The 19,996-nt window shown below is 67.7% G+C and carries 14 protein-coding genes; 9 read left to right on the top strand and 5 right to left on the bottom strand.

From position 1 onward, the window contains the following. Positions 1-133: 133 nt before the first annotated feature. The 5 genes from JL101_RS06505 to galE all read right to left on the bottom strand — a co-directional run bounded on the left by JL101_RS06505 (position 134) and on the right by galE (position 5,906). On the bottom strand, positions 134-1,708 hold the full coding sequence (locus tag JL101_RS06505; RefSeq protein ID WP_203098846.1) for a GMC oxidoreductase: 1,575 nt from the start codon (positions 1,706-1,708) through the stop codon (positions 134-136). Between the two features lie 134 nt (positions 1,709-1,842). Then, the gene (locus tag JL101_RS06500; RefSeq protein WP_228435313.1) at positions 1,843-2,601 is read right to left on the bottom strand and encodes a gamma-glutamylcyclotransferase; all 759 of its coding nucleotides are present in this window, start codon (positions 2,599-2,601) and stop codon (positions 1,843-1,845) included. A gap of 38 nt (positions 2,602-2,639) precedes the next feature. After that, positions 2,640-3,827 carry a DUF2336 domain-containing protein gene (locus JL101_RS06495; RefSeq protein ID WP_203098847.1) on the bottom strand — a complete coding sequence of 396 codons (1,188 nt, stop codon included), beginning with the start codon at positions 3,825-3,827 and terminating at the stop codon, positions 2,640-2,642. A 138-nt stretch (positions 3,828-3,965) separates the two neighbouring features. Further along, a complete protein-coding gene (locus tag JL101_RS06490) occupies positions 3,966-4,388 on the bottom strand; it encodes a MarR family transcriptional regulator (RefSeq protein ID WP_228435472.1) in 423 nt (140 codons plus the stop codon). A gap of 492 nt (positions 4,389-4,880) precedes the next feature. Further along, complete coding sequence (gene galE / locus JL101_RS06485; RefSeq protein WP_203098849.1) at positions 4,881-5,906, bottom strand: UDP-glucose 4-epimerase GalE; 1,026 nt, start codon at positions 5,904-5,906, stop codon at positions 4,881-4,883. Positions 5,907-6,481: 575 nt separating this feature from the next. Here galE and JL101_RS06480 point away from each other — a divergent pair. From JL101_RS06480 to JL101_RS06440, 9 genes are all read left to right on the top strand, one after another. After that, positions 6,482-8,155 carry a type I secretion system permease/ATPase gene (locus JL101_RS06480; RefSeq protein WP_407697404.1) on the top strand — a complete coding sequence of 558 codons (1,674 nt, stop codon included), beginning with the start codon at positions 6,482-6,484 and terminating at the stop codon, positions 8,153-8,155. Next, on the top strand, positions 8,152-9,495 hold the full coding sequence (locus JL101_RS06475; RefSeq protein ID WP_203098851.1) for an HlyD family type I secretion periplasmic adaptor subunit: 1,344 nt from the start codon (positions 8,152-8,154) through the stop codon (positions 9,493-9,495). Before JL101_RS06480 ends, JL101_RS06475 begins: the two co-directional genes overlap by 4 nt. A gap of 14 nt (positions 9,496-9,509) precedes the next feature. Then, positions 9,510-10,760 carry a glycosyltransferase gene (locus tag JL101_RS06470; RefSeq protein ID WP_203098852.1) on the top strand — a complete coding sequence of 417 codons (1,251 nt, stop codon included), beginning with the start codon at positions 9,510-9,512 and terminating at the stop codon, positions 10,758-10,760. Positions 10,761-11,024: 264 nt separating this feature from the next. Further along, complete coding sequence (locus JL101_RS06465) at positions 11,025-11,900, top strand: calcium-binding protein (RefSeq protein WP_203098853.1); 876 nt, start codon at positions 11,025-11,027, stop codon at positions 11,898-11,900. An 85-nt stretch (positions 11,901-11,985) separates the two neighbouring features. Further along, the gene (locus JL101_RS06460; RefSeq protein WP_203098854.1) at positions 11,986-14,259 is read left to right on the top strand and encodes a glycosyltransferase; all 2,274 of its coding nucleotides are present in this window, start codon (positions 11,986-11,988) and stop codon (positions 14,257-14,259) included. After that, positions 14,256-15,146 (top strand): class I SAM-dependent methyltransferase, encoded by an 891-nt coding sequence (locus JL101_RS06455; RefSeq protein WP_203098855.1) that lies wholly within the window; start codon positions 14,256-14,258, stop codon positions 15,144-15,146. Before JL101_RS06460 ends, JL101_RS06455 begins: the two co-directional genes overlap by 4 nt. Then, a complete protein-coding gene (locus JL101_RS06450; RefSeq protein WP_203098856.1) occupies positions 15,143-16,444 on the top strand; it encodes a glycosyltransferase family 4 protein in 1,302 nt (433 codons plus the stop codon). Before JL101_RS06455 ends, JL101_RS06450 begins: the two co-directional genes overlap by 4 nt. Further along, complete coding sequence (locus tag JL101_RS06445; protein WP_203098857.1) at positions 16,441-18,627, top strand: glycosyltransferase family 2 protein; 2,187 nt, start codon at positions 16,441-16,443, stop codon at positions 18,625-18,627. The genes JL101_RS06450 and JL101_RS06445 overlap by 4 nt, the downstream gene beginning before the upstream one ends. Then, positions 18,624-19,988, top strand: a complete 1,365-nt coding sequence (locus tag JL101_RS06440) for a glycosyltransferase family 4 protein (RefSeq protein ID WP_203098858.1) — start codon at positions 18,624-18,626, stop codon at positions 19,986-19,988. Before JL101_RS06445 ends, JL101_RS06440 begins: the two co-directional genes overlap by 4 nt. Positions 19,989-19,996 lie beyond the last annotated feature (8 nt).

The raw sequence follows: 19,996 nt of genomic DNA, 5'->3' as shown, positions 1-19,996 counted from the left end.
AGGCTGGCGCCAATACCCCTTCATCGTAGCCGGGCGCGGCCGACCTACATGGCTGCCGCGCGCCGCTTCGCTCCCCCTCCGTCTTGGCCGGACTTGATCCGGCCATCTCCCGCAGGACGGAGGAAGGTTGGAATCAGGCCAGCTTGCCGATCAGGTGGTCGGCCAGACGCACGGCCAGGGCCACGATGTTCATCGTCACCATCGTCGCCCCGGCCGTCGGGAACACCGACCCGCCGGCGATGTACAGGTTCCGGATGCCGTGGACCCGGCAATTCTCGTCCACGACCCCCTGGCGCGGATCCTTGTGCATCCGGGTCGTGCCCATGAAGTGCGCCGACGAATCGATGGTCGTCGGCCAGGGATCCTCTTCGTTCTCGAACTGGACCTGAAGGCGGCCGACGCCGAGCTTGCCGAACTCGCGGGCGACCAGATCCTGGGTCCGTAGGATCGTGTGCTTGTCGATCTGCTGGAGCCTCCAGTCGAGCACCAGCCGGTTCTGCCCGAGCGAGTCGCGCTCGGGGCCGAGCATGACGCGGCTGTCGCGGTTGGGCGCCTGCTCCGCGAAATAGCGCATTTCCACGGCCCGGTAGTCGCTGTTGCCGCTGGCCCGCGCATAAAGCGCCTTGGCGACCGAATCCAGGTCGCCGATCACCTTGCCGAGATTTTCGCCGAGTCGGTCGGGTATGCGACCCTGGATGATCTGCTTGACGATCTTGCGCAGCGCCACGAAGCCCGGGGCGTGCTCCCCTTCGTAGGACTCGTCGAGGAACACGACGCTGTTCAGCATGCCCTCGCGCTCCTGGACCGGGTAGGTCGGCTGCAGGGCGTTCATGAAGGGCGCGCCGCCGCTCTCGAACCGGGTGGCCCAGGTGTCCAGGCCGTAGAACCGCACCGTCTCCTTAGGCACCTCCAGCATCGCCCGGCCGGTGCGGATGGTGGTGTGGGCCATGAAGTAGCGGCCGACCACGTCGTGGTCGTTGCCCAGCCCGTTGGGGCGAACCTTGTTGGACAGCAGCAGGAGACGCGCGTTCTCGATGCCGGTCGCCAGGATGAAGATCCTGGCGGTGAAGCGGCAGCCACGCCCGCTCACGTCGCGGGTCCGGAGGCCCAGGACCTCGGAAGCGTCCTCGCCGGCCTCGATCTCGACGACGTTGGCGTGGAGATAGACCGTGCACTGGCTGTCCGGCTTCGCGAGGTCGGCGCGGTAGACGTCGCCGAAACGGGTCGGCGGGCTTTTCAGGAACAGCTTCTCGCCGATCTCCTCGCCGGTGACCGGGATCCGGCTCCTGCGGAACTTCTCCGATACCTCGGCCCAGTGTTCGACCGAGTAGTCGTCGGACGGCAGCTCGCAGTAGCGGTACGCCCGCGGGTAGAACCTTTCGAGGTCCTTCCTGGCGATCGGCCATCCGCTGTCGGGCACCCAGGAACGGGCCTCGAAATCGCGTTCGTCGAGCGGAGCGCAGTTGCCGCCCCAATGGCCGGTCGTGCCGCCGAAATAACGCAGACGGGTCCACATCAGGTCGACCTTGTGCTCGCTGACGCAGTCGCCGTCGTTCAGCGCCTGGACGTCGTCCTCGAAGTCGAGCCCGCCGCTTTCCAGCAGGTTGACCGAGAAATTATGTCCGATCAGCTCCATCGCCAGCGTGATCCCGGCCGCACCGGCTCCCACGATGCAGATGTCGGAGTCGATCACCGTCCCATCGGACAAGTTGCGCACATCTGTGATCATACTTGGACGTAACCGGATACTGGTTGGCAGGAGAACCTTTGGGGTTCATGAACTAAGTGATATCCGACCTGCAATGTCCACTCTCTCTTTGGGGGTGTGGCAGTGGCGCGACTCTAGTCAGAAAGAAATCGGCGTACCTCTGCGGCAATGCGCTCCAGCATGCGATCCCGCAACCCCAATTCCGCCAAGTATTCAACCGTATTGAACAAATAGTCCGAGCAACGGCCGAACCGCCCCTCTGCCATGGCTATGGCCTTGATTGTCTCCGCGTGGGTCCAGTCGCCCACATAGCGCGAGTAATTCCGGTTTATCGTCATGGCGATGGCATGAACCGGCCCCTCTTCGGTTTCGGCCTTCAACCATCGCGGAACATAGGCCCCGGTGATCATTTCGCGCCGCCAGAGCAGCGTCAACTCATGCAGGGCCTGCTGTTCCGCTATGCGGAAAACGACGCCGGCGCATTGGCCGCCGCGGTCCAGGCCCAGGAACAGGCCGGGGCGCTCCAGCGATCCCCGCCCCATGTCGGCGCGCAGGCAGAAGCGCCGGTGATAGCCGCGGATCCGGGCCGTGCGCCGCTCGACGAAAGCGAAGGTCGGGTTCCAGATCAGACTGCCATAGGCGAAGACCCAGACATCCCCGTTCCCCGCGCCGTGCGCCGGACGGGCCTTCAGGGTCTGTTCCAGCGAGCGGTCCAGTTCCTCGTCGGTCCAGGTCTTCATCCATGGATACGCCTCCATCATCCTGCGGCGGCGATCATGGTCGAGAAGTTCCTCGCGGGTCAGCGGGACAGGCGTCGGCTGGTCTGAAAGAGGCATGAAGGCGGCAATCGTACCGGAAGCGGAAAGGCGGCGATGCCGAACATCGTCAAGCATCGCGGCTTTTTCAACGCCTTTGCAGCCGGAAGCCCCTTTCAGCGGGCGGCGCGGACGGGATGGAACGGCATTCCCGCCCGCTCCATCGCCCGCTCGATCACCTCGTCCGACTTCTGGTCGAAAAGCTGCAGCAGCAGGTCGTCGACCATCCGCTCCTCGATCGCGCCGCACTCCTGGAAGACCCGAGCCAGGACGGCGACCTGGTAGTCCTCCCGTCCGGCGTCGTGCCCGTCATAGCCCATCCGCTTGACCACCTCGATCGCGACGCGGAAGGGCGGCAGCAGCGCCTGCGGAAACCCGGCCTTCTCGAAGATCGCCCGGAGGCCCAGCGGGCCGTCGTCCCAGACCAGAAGGCGCGCCGTCTCCACCGGGACGCCGGCCCGTACGCCAAGGCCGATGGTGAGGAGGTCGATCTCGCCGGCGCACAGCGCGCGCAGCATCAGGGAGGGGCTGAGGCGTCCGTCGCGGTCGAGATGGCGCACCATCGTTTCCAGGTCGGCCGTGCTGTCGGCCAGGGGCTTCAGCAGCAGCATGGTCGCGGCGTCCCGGCCGCGCCCGACGATCTCCGCGACCAGGACGGGCGACAGGCGGTGCTGTTCCACCAAGCGGCTGCGGATCTCCTCGGAAACGTAGGCGATCAGCTTCTCGATCACCGCCAGGGACAGGCCGGAGCGGCCGGCCATGGCCTCGTTGACCGCGCCTAGCGTACCGTACCGGTCCAGGGTTCTCTGAAGCGTCGCATCGCGGATCGCCGCGCCGTCGTTGCGCAGCAGGCGGACGATCACCGTGACATTGTCGGTTTCCACGATGGCGTCGGCGACCCGCGGCGACACCTCCGGGCGCCCGGCGATCGCCAGCTGCTTCTCGGCATCCCGGTCGGCGATGACCTGAAGCAGGAGCTCGTCGGTCAAATGGGGAGCGTTGCGCAGGACCGGGAACGCCACCCGCCCGATGTCGCGCGCAAGCCGGGCGGCCAGCGAGCCGGTCAGCAGGGGGCTGTTGTGGATCTGCCAGGCCACCGCCTCGCGGACCACGGCTTCGGCATCCATCGCAAGCCGGTGCAGGATGTCGGTCGCGATGGCTTCCTCGAGGCCGGCAAGGTCACCGCCTTCGAGATCGGCGACCAGCTTCGACACGGTCGCGATCCGGGCATCGGGCGACGGATCGGCCAGCAGCCGCTGGACGTCGGCATAGCTCAGCGCGCAATTGACGGAAGTAGTGATCATGTCCTTCGTTTCCGCGTCGGGAACGATACCAGTTCGGGCGCCGGCGAGTGAAACCGGGGTCGGACCACCATTTCCCCAAGCGTTCCATCGCGACAACATTCCGGGGAAATGGTGGTCCGACCCCGGTTTCCCGGTCCGCTAGTCGAAATCGCGCTCGTCGTAGCGGATGATGTCGCTCCAGGCACGCTCCAGCCGGCGGAGGGTGCGGTACGTGGTGTCGAAATCGACGTTGTCGTCGTCGGTGCGGATCAGCGCGTCGGCCTGGGTCGCCTCCAGCCTGCGCAGTTCGCCGCACAGGTTCATGCCCTTCTCCGACAGCCGCAGGCGGGCCGACCGGCGGTCGCGCAGCGACGGGGCCCGGTCGACATAGCCCGTCTCGACCAGTTGCTTCAGATTGTAGGACGCGTTCGAACCGAGATAGTACCCGCGCTCCATCAGGTCGCGGACCGAAAGTTCCTCGGTCCCGATATTCATCAGCATGAGCACCTGGACGGGGCTGATGTCGTCGATGCCGACCCGCCCCAGTTCGACGCGGACGACGTCGAGGAAGCGGCGGTGCATGCGTTCGACGATGCGGGCGATGTCGTGGTAGATCGCGGTCGCGGGGGTCCGTCCCGGCCGCTGCTCGTCGGCACCGTCGGAAACCTGATTGGTGGCCGCGGTTTCGGAGCGGGAAAAGCCGTTCATGCCCTCTTCCCCTCGTCCGATGCGTGCAGCTTCGATCCCGTCGGGCCTGGGAAGCACGCCATTGGACAGCTTTTCCGTCTGAGCCGGCTGGATGCTGTGTTTGAAGGCCAGTCCATTGGTAGGCACGTTGTTTTCCTCGTCGAGGTAATAAAGCTGCGCTTCTGTGTTTGGTACCGGGTCCGGCAGTCGGCCGTCTCCTCCCAGCGGTATTCCGAGCGGGAATTCGTCGCTAAATTCGAACTATTCTTATGTGCGATTTTCCCGCTCATTCTTCCCATCCCCGACAGGGTAAAACCCGTACTTACATTCGTCTCTTACCCTTGCTCAGAGTTGTAAAAGAACCGTAAATCCGCTGTATTTATCTTGCTACCCGACAGCGACCAGTTCGCGAACCGGTCCGGACTCGTATCCGCCAGGGTTGCGGCAACGCCAATCCCAGGCATGCCGGATAATGGTTTCCAGATCAGGGAAACGCGGATCCCAGCCGAGATCCTTGCGGATCCGCTCGCTCGATGCGATCAGGACCGGCGGATCGCCGGGGCGCCGCGCGCCGACCTTCACCGCGATGTCGCGCCCGGTCACCCTGCGGGCCGTCTCGATGACCTCGCGTACCGTATAGCCCTTGCCGTTGCCCAGGTTGTAGCGGCAGCTCCGGTGATCCAGCGCCGACAGGACCCGGATATGCGCATCGGCCAGATCGGACACGTGGATGTAATCCCGGATGCAGGTGCCGTCATGGGTCGGGTAGTCGTCGCCGAAAATCTCGATATGCGGCCGCTTTCCAGCCGCGACGTCGAGCACCAGCGGAATCAGGTGCGTCTCGGGATCGTGGTCCTCGCCCAGGTGCCCGTCGGGATGGGCTCCGGCTGCGTTGAAATAGCGCAGGCAGGCCGAGTGCATGCCGTGCACCTTGTCGGCCCAGTGCAGGATCCTTTCGATCATGAACTTGGATTCGCCATAGGGGCTGCCGGGATCGATCTCGGTGTTCTCGTCGATCGGCATCCGGTCCGGCATGCCGAACAGGTTGGCGGTGGACGACAGCACGAAGCGCCGGACGCCGTTGTCGGCCGCGAACTGCACCAGGTTGAGCGCGTTCACCACGTTGTCGTGCAGGTAAAGGTGCGGGTTGCGCATCGACTCCCCCACCAGGGAGTTCGAGGCGAAGTGCAGGATGGCATCGAAGCGGAAGGCGCTGAACAGGCGGGTCAGCGTCGCCGGGCTGGCGAGATCGCCCTCCACCAGTTCGGCTTCGGCCGGGACGGCGGCGCGGTGCCCCTGCTGCAGATTGTCGAAAACGACCACCGAATAGCCGCGGGCGACCAGTTCGGCGACGCAGTGACTGCCGACGAAGCCGGCGCCGCCGGTGACCAGAACCGTTTCCTGATGAGGCATGTAAAGCTCCTTTATTGAGCCGCGCCAAGCTCCGAAGGGCACAGGAGGATTTCTGGTCCTTCCTACCGCGGTTTCGGCGACTCTTGATGCGGGAAACTCTGAAGGCCGGCTGGTTCCGGCCCCATTGAGCACAAGAATTATCATGCGATTATTACCCGCAAGTTAATGCATCCTAGATGCATATTTGAATATTAACCAGTTTTATTTGAGAAAAAGCACTACAGACATCCAGTTAAACCAAACGGAATTTCGTTTGAATCCAGTTCCGATCCAGCCGCGTCGGCGCACCGCCCGGATCCGGGCCGGTTCTTCATACCGTACCGGTCAGCACACCATTTTGTTTCGAATTTATCCCTTTTTTCAAAGAAAGCTGAAGGTTTCAATCAGCTCGATTTTCCGGGAAACGGCCGTTTAACGCCCGTTTAACAATTTGCCCCAATATTGCATTGCACCCAGCGCCCGCTTTGGAGCCCGTCCCCTGCATGAATGACCACGCACTACTCCGCAGCACGCTGCGGCATCTCGGCAGGGGCATGGTCTTTGCTGCCGTGCTCAGCTGTTTCGTGAATATTCTGATGCTCATCGTGCCGCTCTACACGATGCAGGTATACGACCGCGTGATGACCAGCCGCAGCACCGACACCCTGGTGATGCTCGCGGTCGTCGCGGTCGGCGGACTGATGCTCTACGCGGTGCTGGATTTCATCCGGACCCGGATCTTCCTGATCATGGGCGACCTGATCTCCCGGCGGCTGAACGTCCCGACCCTCCAGGCCGCCGTGATCGACACCCTGCACGGCAGCCAGCGCAATTCCACCCAGGCGATCCGCGACCTCAACGACCTCCGCTCCTTCATCACGGGCAGCGCGATCACGGTGCCGCTGGAAGTGATGTGGGTGCCGATGTTCCTGGTCGTCCTGTTCCTGCTGCACCCGATCTATGGCTGGCTGGCCCTGGGCGCCGCCGTGCTGCTGTTCCTGATGAGCGTGCTGACCGACCTGCTGACCCGGCGGCCGCTGGCCCAGGCCAACGAGGCGGCGGCGCGGTCCTTCAGCGACATCGCCTCGACCGTCCGGAACGCCGAGGTGATCGAGGCGATGGGCATGCTGCCGGCCGTGGCGAAGCGGTGGGAGCGCAGCCAGTACCGCATGATCGACCTGCTGAACCGGGGCAACAGCTCGGCCAAGGCGCTGACGGCGGCCTCGCGCTCGCTCCGGCTGATCCTCCAGATCGCCATGATCTCGACCGCCTGCGTGCTGGTGATCGACCGCGAGGCGTCGCCCGGCAGCGCCATGGCCGCCGGCATCCTGATGGGCCGCATGCTCCAGCCGTTCGAGCAGCTGATCGACGGCTGGCGCCAGTGGGTGTTTGCCCTATCGGCCTTCGGCCGGGTGCGCGGCCTGCTGAACGGCACCCAGGGCCGCCGCCAGAGCATGCCCCTGCCCCGTCCCGAGGGCCGGCTGAGCGTGGACCGGCTCGTCTATATTCCGCCGGGAGTCGACAAGGCGGTGCTGAAGGGCATCTCCTTCTCGCTGGAGCCGGGCGAGACGCTGGGGATCATCGGCCCCTCCGCCGCCGGTAAGTCGACCTTGGCGCGGCTGCTGGTCGGCATCTGGGAGCCCACCTCCGGCGGCATCTACCTGGACGGCCACAGCACCTTCCTGTGGGAGCGGGAGAGCTTCGGCCTCAGCGTCGGCTACCTGCCCCAGAACGTATCCCTGCTCGACGGCACGATCCGGGACAACATCTCGCGCATGACCGAGGCGAGCCCGCTGGACGTGGTGAACGCGGCCAAGATGGCCGATGTCCACGAGATGATCGGCCGGCTGCCGTTCGGCTACGACACCAGCGTCGGCGACAGCGCCTACAGCCTGAGCGGCGGCCAGCGCCAGCGGATCGGCCTGGCCCGCGCGCTGTTCGGCAACCCGCGCCTGCTGGTCCTGGACGAACCCAACTCCAACCTCGACAACGCCGGGGAGCAGGCCCTGCTCCAGGCGATCGCCAAGGCAAAGGCTGCCGGGACGACCGTCGTCCTGATCGCCCACCGGCCCTCGGTAGTCGCCGCGGTGGACAAGCTTCTGGTCCTCAAGGACGGCATGATCGACCAGTTCGGCGCCCGCGCCGACGTGCTGAAGGCGATCTCCGCCCCGCCCGGCACGCGCCAGGTCGCGACCGCGCCCAATGTGGCCCGGCTGGTCAAGGCCGGCAAGACCCTGGCGGACGGCGCGCAGGCAGGACAGGCATCATGACGCTTCCGACCAACAATCCCGTCTGGACCGTGACCCTGGAGGCGGAGCCGCCCGAGCCGTCGCTGCGCAACACCATGATCGCCGGCACGGTCGCCGTGCTGGTCGGGTTCGGCGGCTTCCTCGGCTGGGCGATGACCGCGGATCTCAGCAGCGCCGCCATCGCCCAGGGCACCGTCATCGCCAACAGCCACCGCAAGACCATTTCCCACCTGGAAGGCGGCATCCTGCACGAGCTGCTGGTCAAGGAGGGCGACCAGGTCAAGGCGGGCCAGGTCCTGCTGCGGATGGACGGCACCCAGGCCCAGGCCCTGCTGGGCCAGGTCGAGAACCAACTCTGGACAGCGCAGGCCCGGGTCGCCCGCCTGCGCGCCGAGCAGGCGGAGCAGCGCTCGCTGGTCTTTCCCGACGATCTGGTCGAGGCCGGCAGGCGCAGCACGGTCGCGGCGGACGCCATGGCGACCGAGCAGCGGCTGTTCGCGGCGCGCTGGGACAGCTACGACGGGTCGCTGGCGATCAACCGGCGCAAGATCGACCAGCTCCGGGAACAGATCGCGGCCCTGAAGGCGCAGTCCCGCGCCACCGCCGACCGCCTGCGCTACACCGACGAGGAGCTGGGGACCATCAAGGCCCTGCTGGAGAAGGGCTACGAGCGCCGTCCCCGGTTGCTGGAGATGCAGCGCCTGTCGGCCGAGCTGAAGGGCCGGGTCGGCGAGCTGGCGGCCAACGAGTCCCAGGCCGAGCAGGCGATCGCCGCCGCCGAGCTGGAGATCCTGTCCCTGAAGCACGACCGCCGGACGGAGATCGCCGATTCCCTCCAGCAGACCCAGGGCACGCTGGCGGACATGACCGAGCGGTCCCGCGGCGCCACCGACATCGTCCAGCGCAAGGAGGTCGTCGCTCCCCAGGACGGCAAGGTCACCGACATCCGCTTCTTCACCCCGGGCGGCGTGATCGGCGCGGGCGCCCCGATCCTGGACCTGGTCCCGGTCGACGACGAGTTGGTGGTCGAGGCCCAGGTCAGCCCGGCCGACATCGACAGCATCCGGGTCGGCCAGGTCGCCAACGTCCGGCTCAGCGCCTACAAGCAGCGCAAGGTCCCGACGATCGACGCCCACGTGATGTATGTCGCGGCCGACCAGGTGCTCGACCAGCGCACGGGACAGTCCTACTTCACCGCGCGGGTCAAGCTCGACCCCGAGTCGCTGGCGTCGCTCCACCATGTGGAGCTGGTCCCCGGCATGCCCGCGGAAGTCATCATGATCAACGCCAAGCGGCGGGCGATCGACTATTTCCTCAGCCCCATCACCGACAGCATGAGGCGGGCGTTCCGAGAGGAATGACCGGACGGCGAGCCATGCGCATCCTGTTCGTGCACAACCATTTTCCCGGCCATTACCAGCATCTGGCCGCGGCCCTGGCAGCAGACCCTGCCAACCAGGTCGTCTTCATCACGAAGGACCGGACCGGGTCGATCCCCGGCGTGGACAAGCGCGTCTTCACGCCGTCGCGCCCGCCGGGTCCCCAGACCCACCACTATGTCCGCCCGTTCGAGGACGCCGTGCTGCACGGGCAGGCGGTCTACCGGCTGTGCGACCGGCTGAAGCGCGACGGCTTCGTGCCCGACCTGGTCTGCGCCCATGCCGGATTCGGCCCGGGGCTGTTCATCAAGGACGCCTTCCCCGACACGCCCCTGCTGGGCTATTTCGAGTGGTTCTACCACGCCAAGGGAAGCGACGCCGACTACCTGGACGGTCCCGTCAACGCCGACGAGGCCTGCCGGATCCGCAGCCGCAACGCGGCGATCCAGATGGAGCTGGCCAACTGCGACTGGGGCGTCTGCCCGACCGTGTTCCAGCGCGGCCAGTTCCCGGCGGCGTTCCAGAACAAGCTGACCCTGATGCATGACGGCATCGACACCGGCTTCTTCTCGCCGGAGCCGGGCGCGCCGATGGTCTTGCCCGGGCTGGACCTCTCCGCCGCCCGGGAGGTCGTGACCTACGCGACCCGCGGGATGGAGCCGTACCGCGGCTTTCCCCAGTTCATGCGCGCCGCCGACATCCTCCTCAGGGAGCGTCCCGGCCTGCACATCGTGGTCGGCGGCGACGACAGCGTGTCCTACAGCAGGCTGCCGCCGCCGGGCCGGACCTACAAGCAGATGATGCTGGACGAGCTGCCCGGCCTCGACCGCTCGCGGCTGCACTTCGTCGGCCCGCTGGAATACCCGATCTACCGCGACATGCTGCGGGCGACCGACGTCCATGTCTACCTGACGGTGCCGTTCGTGCTGTCCTGGTCCCTGCTCGAGTCGCTCTCGACCGGCTGCCTGGTGGTGGCCGCCGACAACGCCGCGGTACGGGAAGTGGTCGAACACGGCGTCAACGGCCTGCTGGCCGACTTCTTCTCGCCCGACGACATCGCGGCCAGGATCGCCGACGCGCTCGACCGGCGCGTCGCGACGGACGCGATCCGCGCCGCCGCCCGCCGCCGCGTGCTCGAACGCTACGCGCTGGCCGACCTCCTTCCCCGGCATCTGCAACTGATCCGCCACCTCGCGGGCAGCGCGGAGACATACGGGGAACCGCAGCGGGAATTGGCGACGGCCTGACCCCGTCTTAAAGGGGAAACAATGAATCACGCTTTATTGCTTCGATTTTCTAACCAATTCGCATGCTGTTGAGCACCCCTTTAAAAGTAAAGGATTATGAATTTACAAATCTGAGCTTGAGTATTTCCAAAGCTTATTTTAGTCTCGGTACAAAGTTGCGACAGAGAACCAAATTTAACCTTCGATTAACATTTGGAGCGCTAGTTTCCTCCTATCGAGAGCATGGAAACAATGCTTCGCTGATCCCTTTACTGGAGGCTTGATATGGCAACCCTTCCCGGTGGCTCCTACGACGATTACCTGACCGGCTCGGCCGATGCCGACGTGGTCTTCGGCGGCGGCGGCAACGACATCCTCATGGGCGAAGGCGGCGACGACCAGATCTTCGGCGGAACCGGCAGCGACATGCTGTTCGGCGGAGAGGGCAGCGACCTGCTCGACGGCGGCGCCGGCAACGACACGCTGTTCGGCGGAGAGGGCAACGACACCCTGCTCGGCGGCGCCGGCAGCGACGTGCTCCAGGGCGGGGCCGGCGACGACATCGTCACCGGCGGCGCCGGAAACGACATCATCGACGGCGGCACGGGCAACGACATCATCGACGGCGGCCCGGGCGACGACGTGATCACCGGCGGCGACGGCAACGACATCGTCAACGGCGGAGCGGGCCACGACGTGATCGACGGCGGCGCCGGCAACGACACCCTGTCGGGCGGCGCCGGCAACGACATCATCATGGGCGGCGACGGCAACGACATCATCCGCGGCGACAGCGGCAGCGACGTGCTGTTCGGCGGGGCCGGCGACGACGTCATCTTCGGCGGTTCCGGCAAAGACATCATCAACGGCGGCGCGGGCAACGACACCCTGACCGGCGGCTCGGAGAGCGACACCTTCGTCTTCACCGGCGGCGGCGGCCAGGACGTCGTGATGGACTTCAAGGCCGGCGAGGACATCTTGCAGATCGCCCGCAACATCAACGGCCTGGACATCTCCAGCGCGGCCGACATGGCGGCGCGGGTGCTCGACGCCGGCGGCAACGCGGTCGTCGACCTGGGCAACGGCGACACCATCACCCTGATGAACGTCAACGCCGAGGACGTCCAGAACAACCCGAACGCCTTCTTCGTGATCAGCTAAGGGCTTGCCGCGGCGGCTTCCGGGCCGCCGCAGCTTCCCCCGGCGCCATCGCGATCCCACCCCTCCTGACACTCCACGGATGCCGATGCTCCCGACGGTCCTGGCCCTCCATCCCGACGCCGCCGTTCCCACCGCCCGCCTGCACGGCGTCGGCGGCGACTTCGTCATGGCGGTCTGGGAAACCGCCGCGCCGGGCCGGTCCGGCCGCATCGTTCCCTCGATCGACGGGGCGGACGTGCCGCGCCCCTACACCCTGCTGACCGTGCCGACCGCCTGGGGCGGGGAGCGGAGCATCGCGGTGCTTCGCTGCCCGGCCGACGTCGGGACCGTCTCGTTCCGGAACGAAGCCTCCCGCCTGGTCGCGACGTCCCACTCCGCCGACCGGACCGAATTCGACGCGGCCCTGCTGATGAGCGGCCTGGACGGCGCCGCCCGCCTGCGCGTGGTCCGCCTGCTGCTGGATTTCTGCCGCAGCGCCTTCAGCCTGCAGAACGACGGGCGGTTCGCCCTTCTGTGCCGCCGGCTGATCCTGGAGCTGTCGCCCAATCCCTCCTCCCTGACGGTCCGCTGCGCCCCGACCCGGCAGCTCGCCCTGTGCGAGGGCAGCGTCTCGGCCGGGTTCGGCGAGATCGCCGCGACCGTCGTGATCACCCCGGGCGGCATGCGCCGGCTGGAGGTCGCGCCCGCGGTCGGCACCGTGCCGGACAAGCGCGCCCGCCTGCCCCTCCACCTGGTGATGGACCGGGCGCTGTGCGGTGCGGAGACGCTGGTCGTCCTGCTCGGCTGCGGCGGCCTCGCCTGCCGCACCGTCGCGGCATCCCCGGCGGACCTCCCGACCCTGCTCGAATGGCTGGAACGGCGCCAGCCGTGCCCGCAGTATCTCCGCGACCACGTCCTCCGGGCGCTGGCGCTCCGCGCCGCCGACGAGCCCCAGGCCGCGGCCGCCGTGGGCGAGTTCCAGGTGCTGATGCCCCTACCCCGCCGCCACGTGGCGGCGGCGGACCGGCCGGTCGGCGGCGACATCGACGTCGCCGTGTCGACCGGCGACGGCGGGCTGTTCCTGGCCGGCTGGCTGCACGATCCCCACGGCATGGTCGAGCAGCTGCGGATCACCTCGCCCTTCGGCGACCGGCGCACCCTCGCAGCATTGCCCCACCGCTTCCCGCGCGAGGACGTCGCGGCCATGTACAAGTCGGCCTCGCCCGCCGGGTTCGCCGCCTGGATCCCCGGCACGCCCGACCCGGCCCCGGCGCTCCAGTACCGGTGCGAGCTGCTGCTCCGCTCGGGCGGCCGGATCGAGATCGTGCCGCCGCCCCGCCCGCTCAACCCGGCCGACGTGCGCGCCGCCGTGCTGGGCAGCATGCCCCCGCCCTTCGTCACCCAGGCGGCACTGGAGACCTGCATCGCCCCGGCCGTGGCGCCGATCCACGCCGCCATGACGGCGGAGGTTCCCGCCCCGGAGGCCTTCCGCTACGGGACTCCGGTCGCCGATCCCGCGGTGTCGGTGGTGATCCCGCTCTACCGCAACCTGGAATTCCTGCGCTTCCAGCTCGCCGCCTTCGCGATCGACCCGGCCATGGCGGACGGGGCCGAGATCATCCTGGTGCTCGACAGCCCGGAGCAGCGCGACGAGTTGCGCCACTACCTGCACGGACTCCACGGGCTCTACGCGCTGCCTCTGACCCTGGTGGTGAACGCCGCCAACCACGGCTACTCCACCTCCAACAACGCGGGCGCCGCGGTCGCGCGCGGCCGGCACCTGCTGTTCCTCAATTCCGACGTGATCCCCGACCGGCCCGGCTGGCTGCCGCGGCTCGTCGCGGCGCTGGAGGCGTCGCCGGATACCGGCGCCGTCGGCCCGAAGCTGCTGTTCGAGGATGATTCGCTCCAGCATGCCGGGCTGTTCTTCGGCCGCGACTACCGCGGACGCTGGATCAACCAGCACTATCACAAGGGCATGCCGCGCGACTTCGCCCCCGCCTGCGTGCCCCGCGCGGTCCCCGGCGTCACCGGGGCCTGCCTGCTGATGCCGGCCGACGTCTTCCGCGAGGTCGGCGGCTTCACCACCGACTACATCATCGGCGACTACGAGGACTCGGACCTGTGCCTCAAGGTCCGGGCGTCCGGCCGCGCGATCCGGTACGTGCCGGCGGTCGAGCTCTACCACCTGGAGCGCCAGTCGATCAGCCGCCATGCCGGCTACACCCGCGGCGTCGCCTCCGAATACAACGCCTGGCTCCATGCCGGCCGCTGGTCCGGCCTGATGGAAGACCTGATGGGCCGGGACTGGCCGGCCGAAGACTCCCCCCGTCCCTTGGCCCGCCGCCGCAACCGCAGCAGAAAGACTACGGCAGCATGAGCACGCCCCAACCCATCCTCCCGTCGTCCGTTCCCGCCCAGACCACCCCCGTCCCCGCCAACCAGCGCGTGATCAAGCTGCTGGTCCGCCAGGACGTGCGGGACGCCCAGCGGATCGACTGGCTGTGCGAGCAGATCGTCCGCAACCGCTTCATGCCGGTTCCCCCGCCGGAGAACGTCTTCGTCGGCGACGGCGATTTCCGCGCCATCGGGGCCGAGTTCCTGAAGCATTTCGTCAAGCTGGGCGACCTGCGCCCGGCCGACCGCGTGCTGGAGATCGGCTGCGGCATCGGCCGCATGGCGCTGCCGCTGACCCAGTACCTGACGGACGGCACCTATGACGGCATGGACGTGGTGCCGGACGGCATCGCCTGGTGTGCCCGCGCGATCACCCCGGCCTATCCGGCGTTCCGGTTCCACCACATGGACGTGGCCAACGACCTGTACAATCCGCAGGGCCGGATCGAGCCGACCGCCGTCACCCTGCCGTTCCGCGACCAGGGCTTCGACTTCGTGCTGCTGACCTCCGTGCTGACCCATCTCCAGGCGGCCGAGGCCCTGGCCTACGCCTGGGAGATCAGCCGCCTGCTGCGCCCTGGCGGACGCTGCTTCCTCAGCCTGTTCCTGATGAACGATGTCGCCCGCGAGGGCCTGCGCGGCGGCGACCGGCGCCTGGCCTTCGACCCGGACGCGGAAGGCCCGACCTGGCTGGCCGACCCGGCGATCCCCTCGGCCGCGGTCGCCCACGACGAGGCGTTCCTGCTCGACCTCTTCGCCTCGGTCGGGCTGAAGCCGGCCCGGCCGACCGTCTACGGCACCTGGTGCGGCCGGACCAACGCGGTCAGCTACCAGGATCTGCTGGTGCTGGAAAAGGCCGCCCTGCCATGACGTCGTCCCGGTCCCGCCCCGCCCCGCGCGTCCTGTTCGTCTGCCACAACCATCCGAGCTTCCATCCCGGCGGGACGGAGATCTTCGCCCACGACCTGTTCCGCCACATGAAGGACGTGGACGGGATCGAGGCGATGTTCCTCGCCTGCACCAACAAGGTCCACCGCGACCAGAAGCCGGGCACCAACTTCCAGACGGTCGGCCGCAGCTCGGACGAGCTGGTCCTGTGGGCAGGGCATTTCGACCGCTTCTACCAGAGCCAGATCGACCTGCACGGCATCGTCCCCGACCTCTCGACGCTGCTCCAGTCGTTCCGGCCCGACATCGTCCATATCCACCACACCCTGCTGCTGGGCGTGGAGATGCTGTTCCTGATCCGCCGGGTGCTGCCCCGGGCGCGGATCGTCTATACCCTGCACGACTATTATCCGATCTGCGCCAACGACGGCCAGATGGTCACGACCGACGGCCACCGGCTGTGCCCGGGCGCCTCCCCCGACGCCTGCCACCGCTGCTTCCCGGAGCGCACCCCGGACAAGTTCGTGCTCCGGGAAAAACACCTGAAGGGCATGCTGTCGCTGGTCGACCGCTTCGTCTCGCCCAGCAACTTCCTGCGCGACCGCTACGTCGCCTGGGGCCTCCCGGCCGACCGGATCACCGTGCTGCGCAACGGCCGCCCTCCCGCCCCGGCGGACGCGGCACCCACCGCCGGGCAGTCCCCCGCGCGGCGCAACGTCTTCGGCTATTTCGGCAATCTCAACCCCTACAAGGGCATCCGGGTGGCGCTCGACGCGGCGCGGATGCTCGCGGAGAAGGACGAGGACTTCGTCCTCCACGTCCATGGCGGCATGCCGTTCCAGTCCGACGCCTTCAAGGCGGAGATCGACGAGGCGGCGAAGTCCTGCGGCGGCCGGGTGATCCGCCACGGGGCCTACCGCCGGGACGAGATGGCGCGGCTGCTGAACGCGGTGGACTGGGTGATCACGCCGTCGATCTGGTGGGAGAACGCCCCCCTGGTGATCCAGGAGGCCTTCCAGCAGGGCCGCCCGGTGATCTGCAGCGACATCGGCGGCATGGCCGAGGCGGTGACCGACGACCATGACGGGCTGCATTTCCGGACCGGCGACGCAGCCGACCTGGCGCGCGCGATGCGCAGGGCGATGACCCTGCCGGGCCTGTGGCAGCGCCTCGCCTCCAACATTTCGCCGGTGCAGACGGTGGCCGAGAGCGCCGCCGAGCACCGCAGCCTCTATGACGGCCTGACGACAGCCGCGACGTTGCGGAGTTCACGACGATGAAAGAGATCACCCCGAAGGCGGACATCCAGATCGCGGTCCTGGTGGACGAGAAGACGCTGCTGCTGTTCGGCTGGATCGACCGGGCGCTGCCGACCTCGGGAACCGCCAGCTTCTCCGAAGGCAGCGCCGCCGGCAGCTATGACGGGCACTTCTGGCACCGGGACGAGGTCTCGCAGTGGTTCGTGGCCCTGCTGCGGTTCGACAACATCGCGCAGATCCGGCCCCAGCGCCTCTCCATCACGGGAGCCGACCGGGGCACCCGCTACGCGATCCCGGCGATCCAGAACATCAAGATCAATCCCTGGACGCTTCTGTCCACCCTGAAGGAGGACATGCCGGAGGCGATGCCGGTGGTGTTCGACTTCCTGCACGCGAAGCTCGGGGAGGCCGGGCCGTCGGAGCGGGTGACCCGGCTGATGCTGGCCTTCCTCCAGGCCATGGCCCAGCCCGACGGCTTCGCCGAGATCTTCGGCTGCATGACCGGCCTGGGCGCGCTGGTGCAGGGCTGGTCGTTCAGCCTCGCCGCCGGCGAGCGCGACCTGATCGTGGAGACCGACGGCTGCCTCACCTTCCCGAGCACGGTCGGCAGCTTCGAACGGTCCGACCTGCCGTCCACCGCGCGCGGCGTGCTGGGCGTCCTGCACGGTGCCGACGCCCTGGACCTGCCGGCGATCCGCCGGATCTACCACAAGGCCGCCAAGGGCTGGTGCTACCTGGAGATCTTCGAGAACCGCACGCTCCTGACCGATCGGAGCGCGGTTCCGCACCTGCGCGCGATGCTGCCGACGCTGACCGGCGAACCGGCCGTCCTGCGGGCGCTGAAGCGCCTGTCCAACGCCCAGTACGAGGGATTCGAGACGATCAGCCGGCTGGAACTGCCGGTCCGCGTCGGCCTGGACACCGCCGTCCGGGTCCCCGGCGCCGGCACCCTGGTGACGGGCTGGGTGCTCGACCCCGACCGCCATGTCTCCTCGATCACCCTGAAGGGCATCGGGCTGTCGGCGCGTTTCGACCAGGACTGGTGCCGGACCAACCGCCGCGACGTCAGCGAGGCCTTCGCCGCCGACGCCCTGTTCGCCGGCAGGATCGTGCCCGGTCAGGACGCCCACGGCTTCCTCGCCTTCGTTCCGGAACCCGCCGCCTGCGCCGAACAGCCGGAGCGCTACCTGGAACTGTCGCTGAGCGACGATTCCTGCGCCTTCGTTCCCGTGCCGACCTCCCGGGCCACGGCGCCGGCGCTGCGCCGTCTGCTCTCCGCCGTCAACCTGAACGACCCCGCCGCGGAGACCATCATCTCCCGGCACATCGGTCCGCTGGTCCAGGCCGCGGGCCGGACGCCCGTCGCCTCGGAGATCACCGTCCCGGCCTACGCCATGGGCACCGCCGCGGAAGCTCCCCGGCTGTCCGTCGTCATCCCGGTCGCCGACGGGCGCGACGACATCGACGTGACCCTGGCGAAACTGGCGGTGGACCGGGACTTCGACGGGACCGAGATCGTCATCGCGGCCGGAGCCGCCGCCCACGAGCGGCTGTCCCCGTCGCTCCGGCGCTTCGCCGACTTCTACGGCCTCTCGATCCGACTGATCCCCTGCCCCCATGCCCATGACGCCTACCAGGCGATGGACGAGGGGGTCCGGCACGCCGCGTCCGACATGCTGCTGCTGCTCTCGCCCTCCGTGCTGCCGACCGGTGCCGGCTGGCTGTCGAAGCTGGAGCGGGCCTACAAGGCCTGCGGCAGGACCGGCATGCTCAGCCCGACGCTGCTCTACGAGGACTACTCGATCCGGTTCGCCGGCATCCAGCGGATCAGCGCCGATTCGGCGGTGTCGCAATATGCCGGCTATTCGCGCGACTGGCTGAAGGGCCGCGAGATCACGGCCGTGCAGGCCGCCTCGACCGACTGCGCCCTGATCCCCCGCGCCGCCTTCCTGGAAGCCGGCGGGTTCAGCCGGGACTTCGTCGGCTCCGACTACAAGGGCGTGGATTTCTGCCTGAAGCTGCGCGCCGCCGGCCATGCCTGCCTGTGGCTGCCGACGGTCGAGCTGATCGCCCTGGACGAGGGCCCGCGCGACCAGGCCCAGGAATACTGGCTCCAGACCGGCGGCCTCGTCGACCGCTGGGGGTTCGAGCGCAAATGGCCCCGCCTCCATTCCACCCACACGCTCGGGAGCGTTGACCGATGACCGTCACCGACAGCGTCAAGACGGACAAGCGAGTCCTCATCATCAGCCACGGCCACCCGACCTTCTCGCTCGGCGGCGCCGAGGTGGCGTCCTACAACCTGTTCAACGGCATCCACGACCTGCCGGGCTGGGAGAGCTTCTACCTCGCCCGCGTCGGCCCGCCGGTCAACCGGCACAAGGACAGCGCCCTGATGAGCCTCCGCCAGAAGGAGCGCGAGATCCTCTACTACGCCAACGACTACGACCATTTCCGCTGCTCGAACCGGAATCTTCCCGGCCTGCGCCAGGACTTCGTCCGCTACGTGGTGGACCTCCAGCCCGACGTGATCAATTTCCACCATTTCCTGGGCTTGGGGGTGGAGACGATCTTCGCGATCAAGCAGGCGCTGCCGCGGGTCCCGGTCGTGGTGACCTTCCACGAATACCTGTCGATCTGCCACCATCACGGCCAGATGGTGAAGACCAGCCGCAACACGCTGTGCTACCGCTCCTCGCCGGCGGAATGCACCAACTGCTTCCCCCACATCCCGGAGAGCCAGTTCTTCAAGCGCGAGGCCTTCCTCAAGACCTTCCTGGAGATGGCGGACTTCTATGTCAGCCCGAGCGAATTCCTGATCGACCGCTACGTCGACTGGGGCCTGCCGCGCGAGAAGTTCCGCATGATCGAGAACGGCCTGACGGTGGAGGACATCGTGCCGCCCCGTCCCCTGCCCAAGGGCGGCCGCCGCAACCGCTTCGGCTTCTTCGGCCAGGTGACCGAGTTCAAGGGCCTGCACGTGCTGGTCGAGGCGGTGTCGCGTGTCTCCGACAAGGACTGGGGCGACGACAGCGCGCTGATGATCTTCGGCGGCAACCTGGAACGCCAGCCCGAGGCCTTCCAGAAGAAGTTCAACGAATTGACGGAGAAGGCCGGCAACCGCGTCCGCTTCTACGGCAGCTACCGCTCCGCGGAACTGCCCAGCCTGATGAAGGACGTGGACTGGCTGATCATCCCGTCGATCTGGTGGGAGAACTCGCCGGTCGTGATCCAGGAAGCCTTCCTGCACGGCCGCCCGGTCATCGCCAGCAATATCGGCGGCATGGCCGAGAAGGTCACCGCCAACGTGGACGGCCTGCATTTCCGCAACGCCAGCGTGGAGGACCTGGTCGACCGCCTGACCGACGTGCTCCGCACCCCGGATCTGTGGGACCGGCTGCGCGCCCGGATCAAGCGGCCGATCGACCGGCAGGAATGCGCCCGCCGGCACACCGAGATCTTCAACGCCCTGCTCGGCGCCTCCGCCGCGCAGGACATCCCGGCGAAACCCGCCGCGGCGCAGGGCACGCAGGTGCTGGACCGCGCCGTGGCCCAGCCCCTCTAGATCTTCCC

It is taken from the genome of Skermanella rosea (genome assembly GCF_016806835.2).
Lineage (GTDB): Bacteria > Pseudomonadota > Alphaproteobacteria > Azospirillales > Azospirillaceae > Skermanella > Skermanella rosea.
Note: the sequence above shows the minus strand (reverse complement) of the source record. Positions and strands in the feature narration are given on the sequence as shown.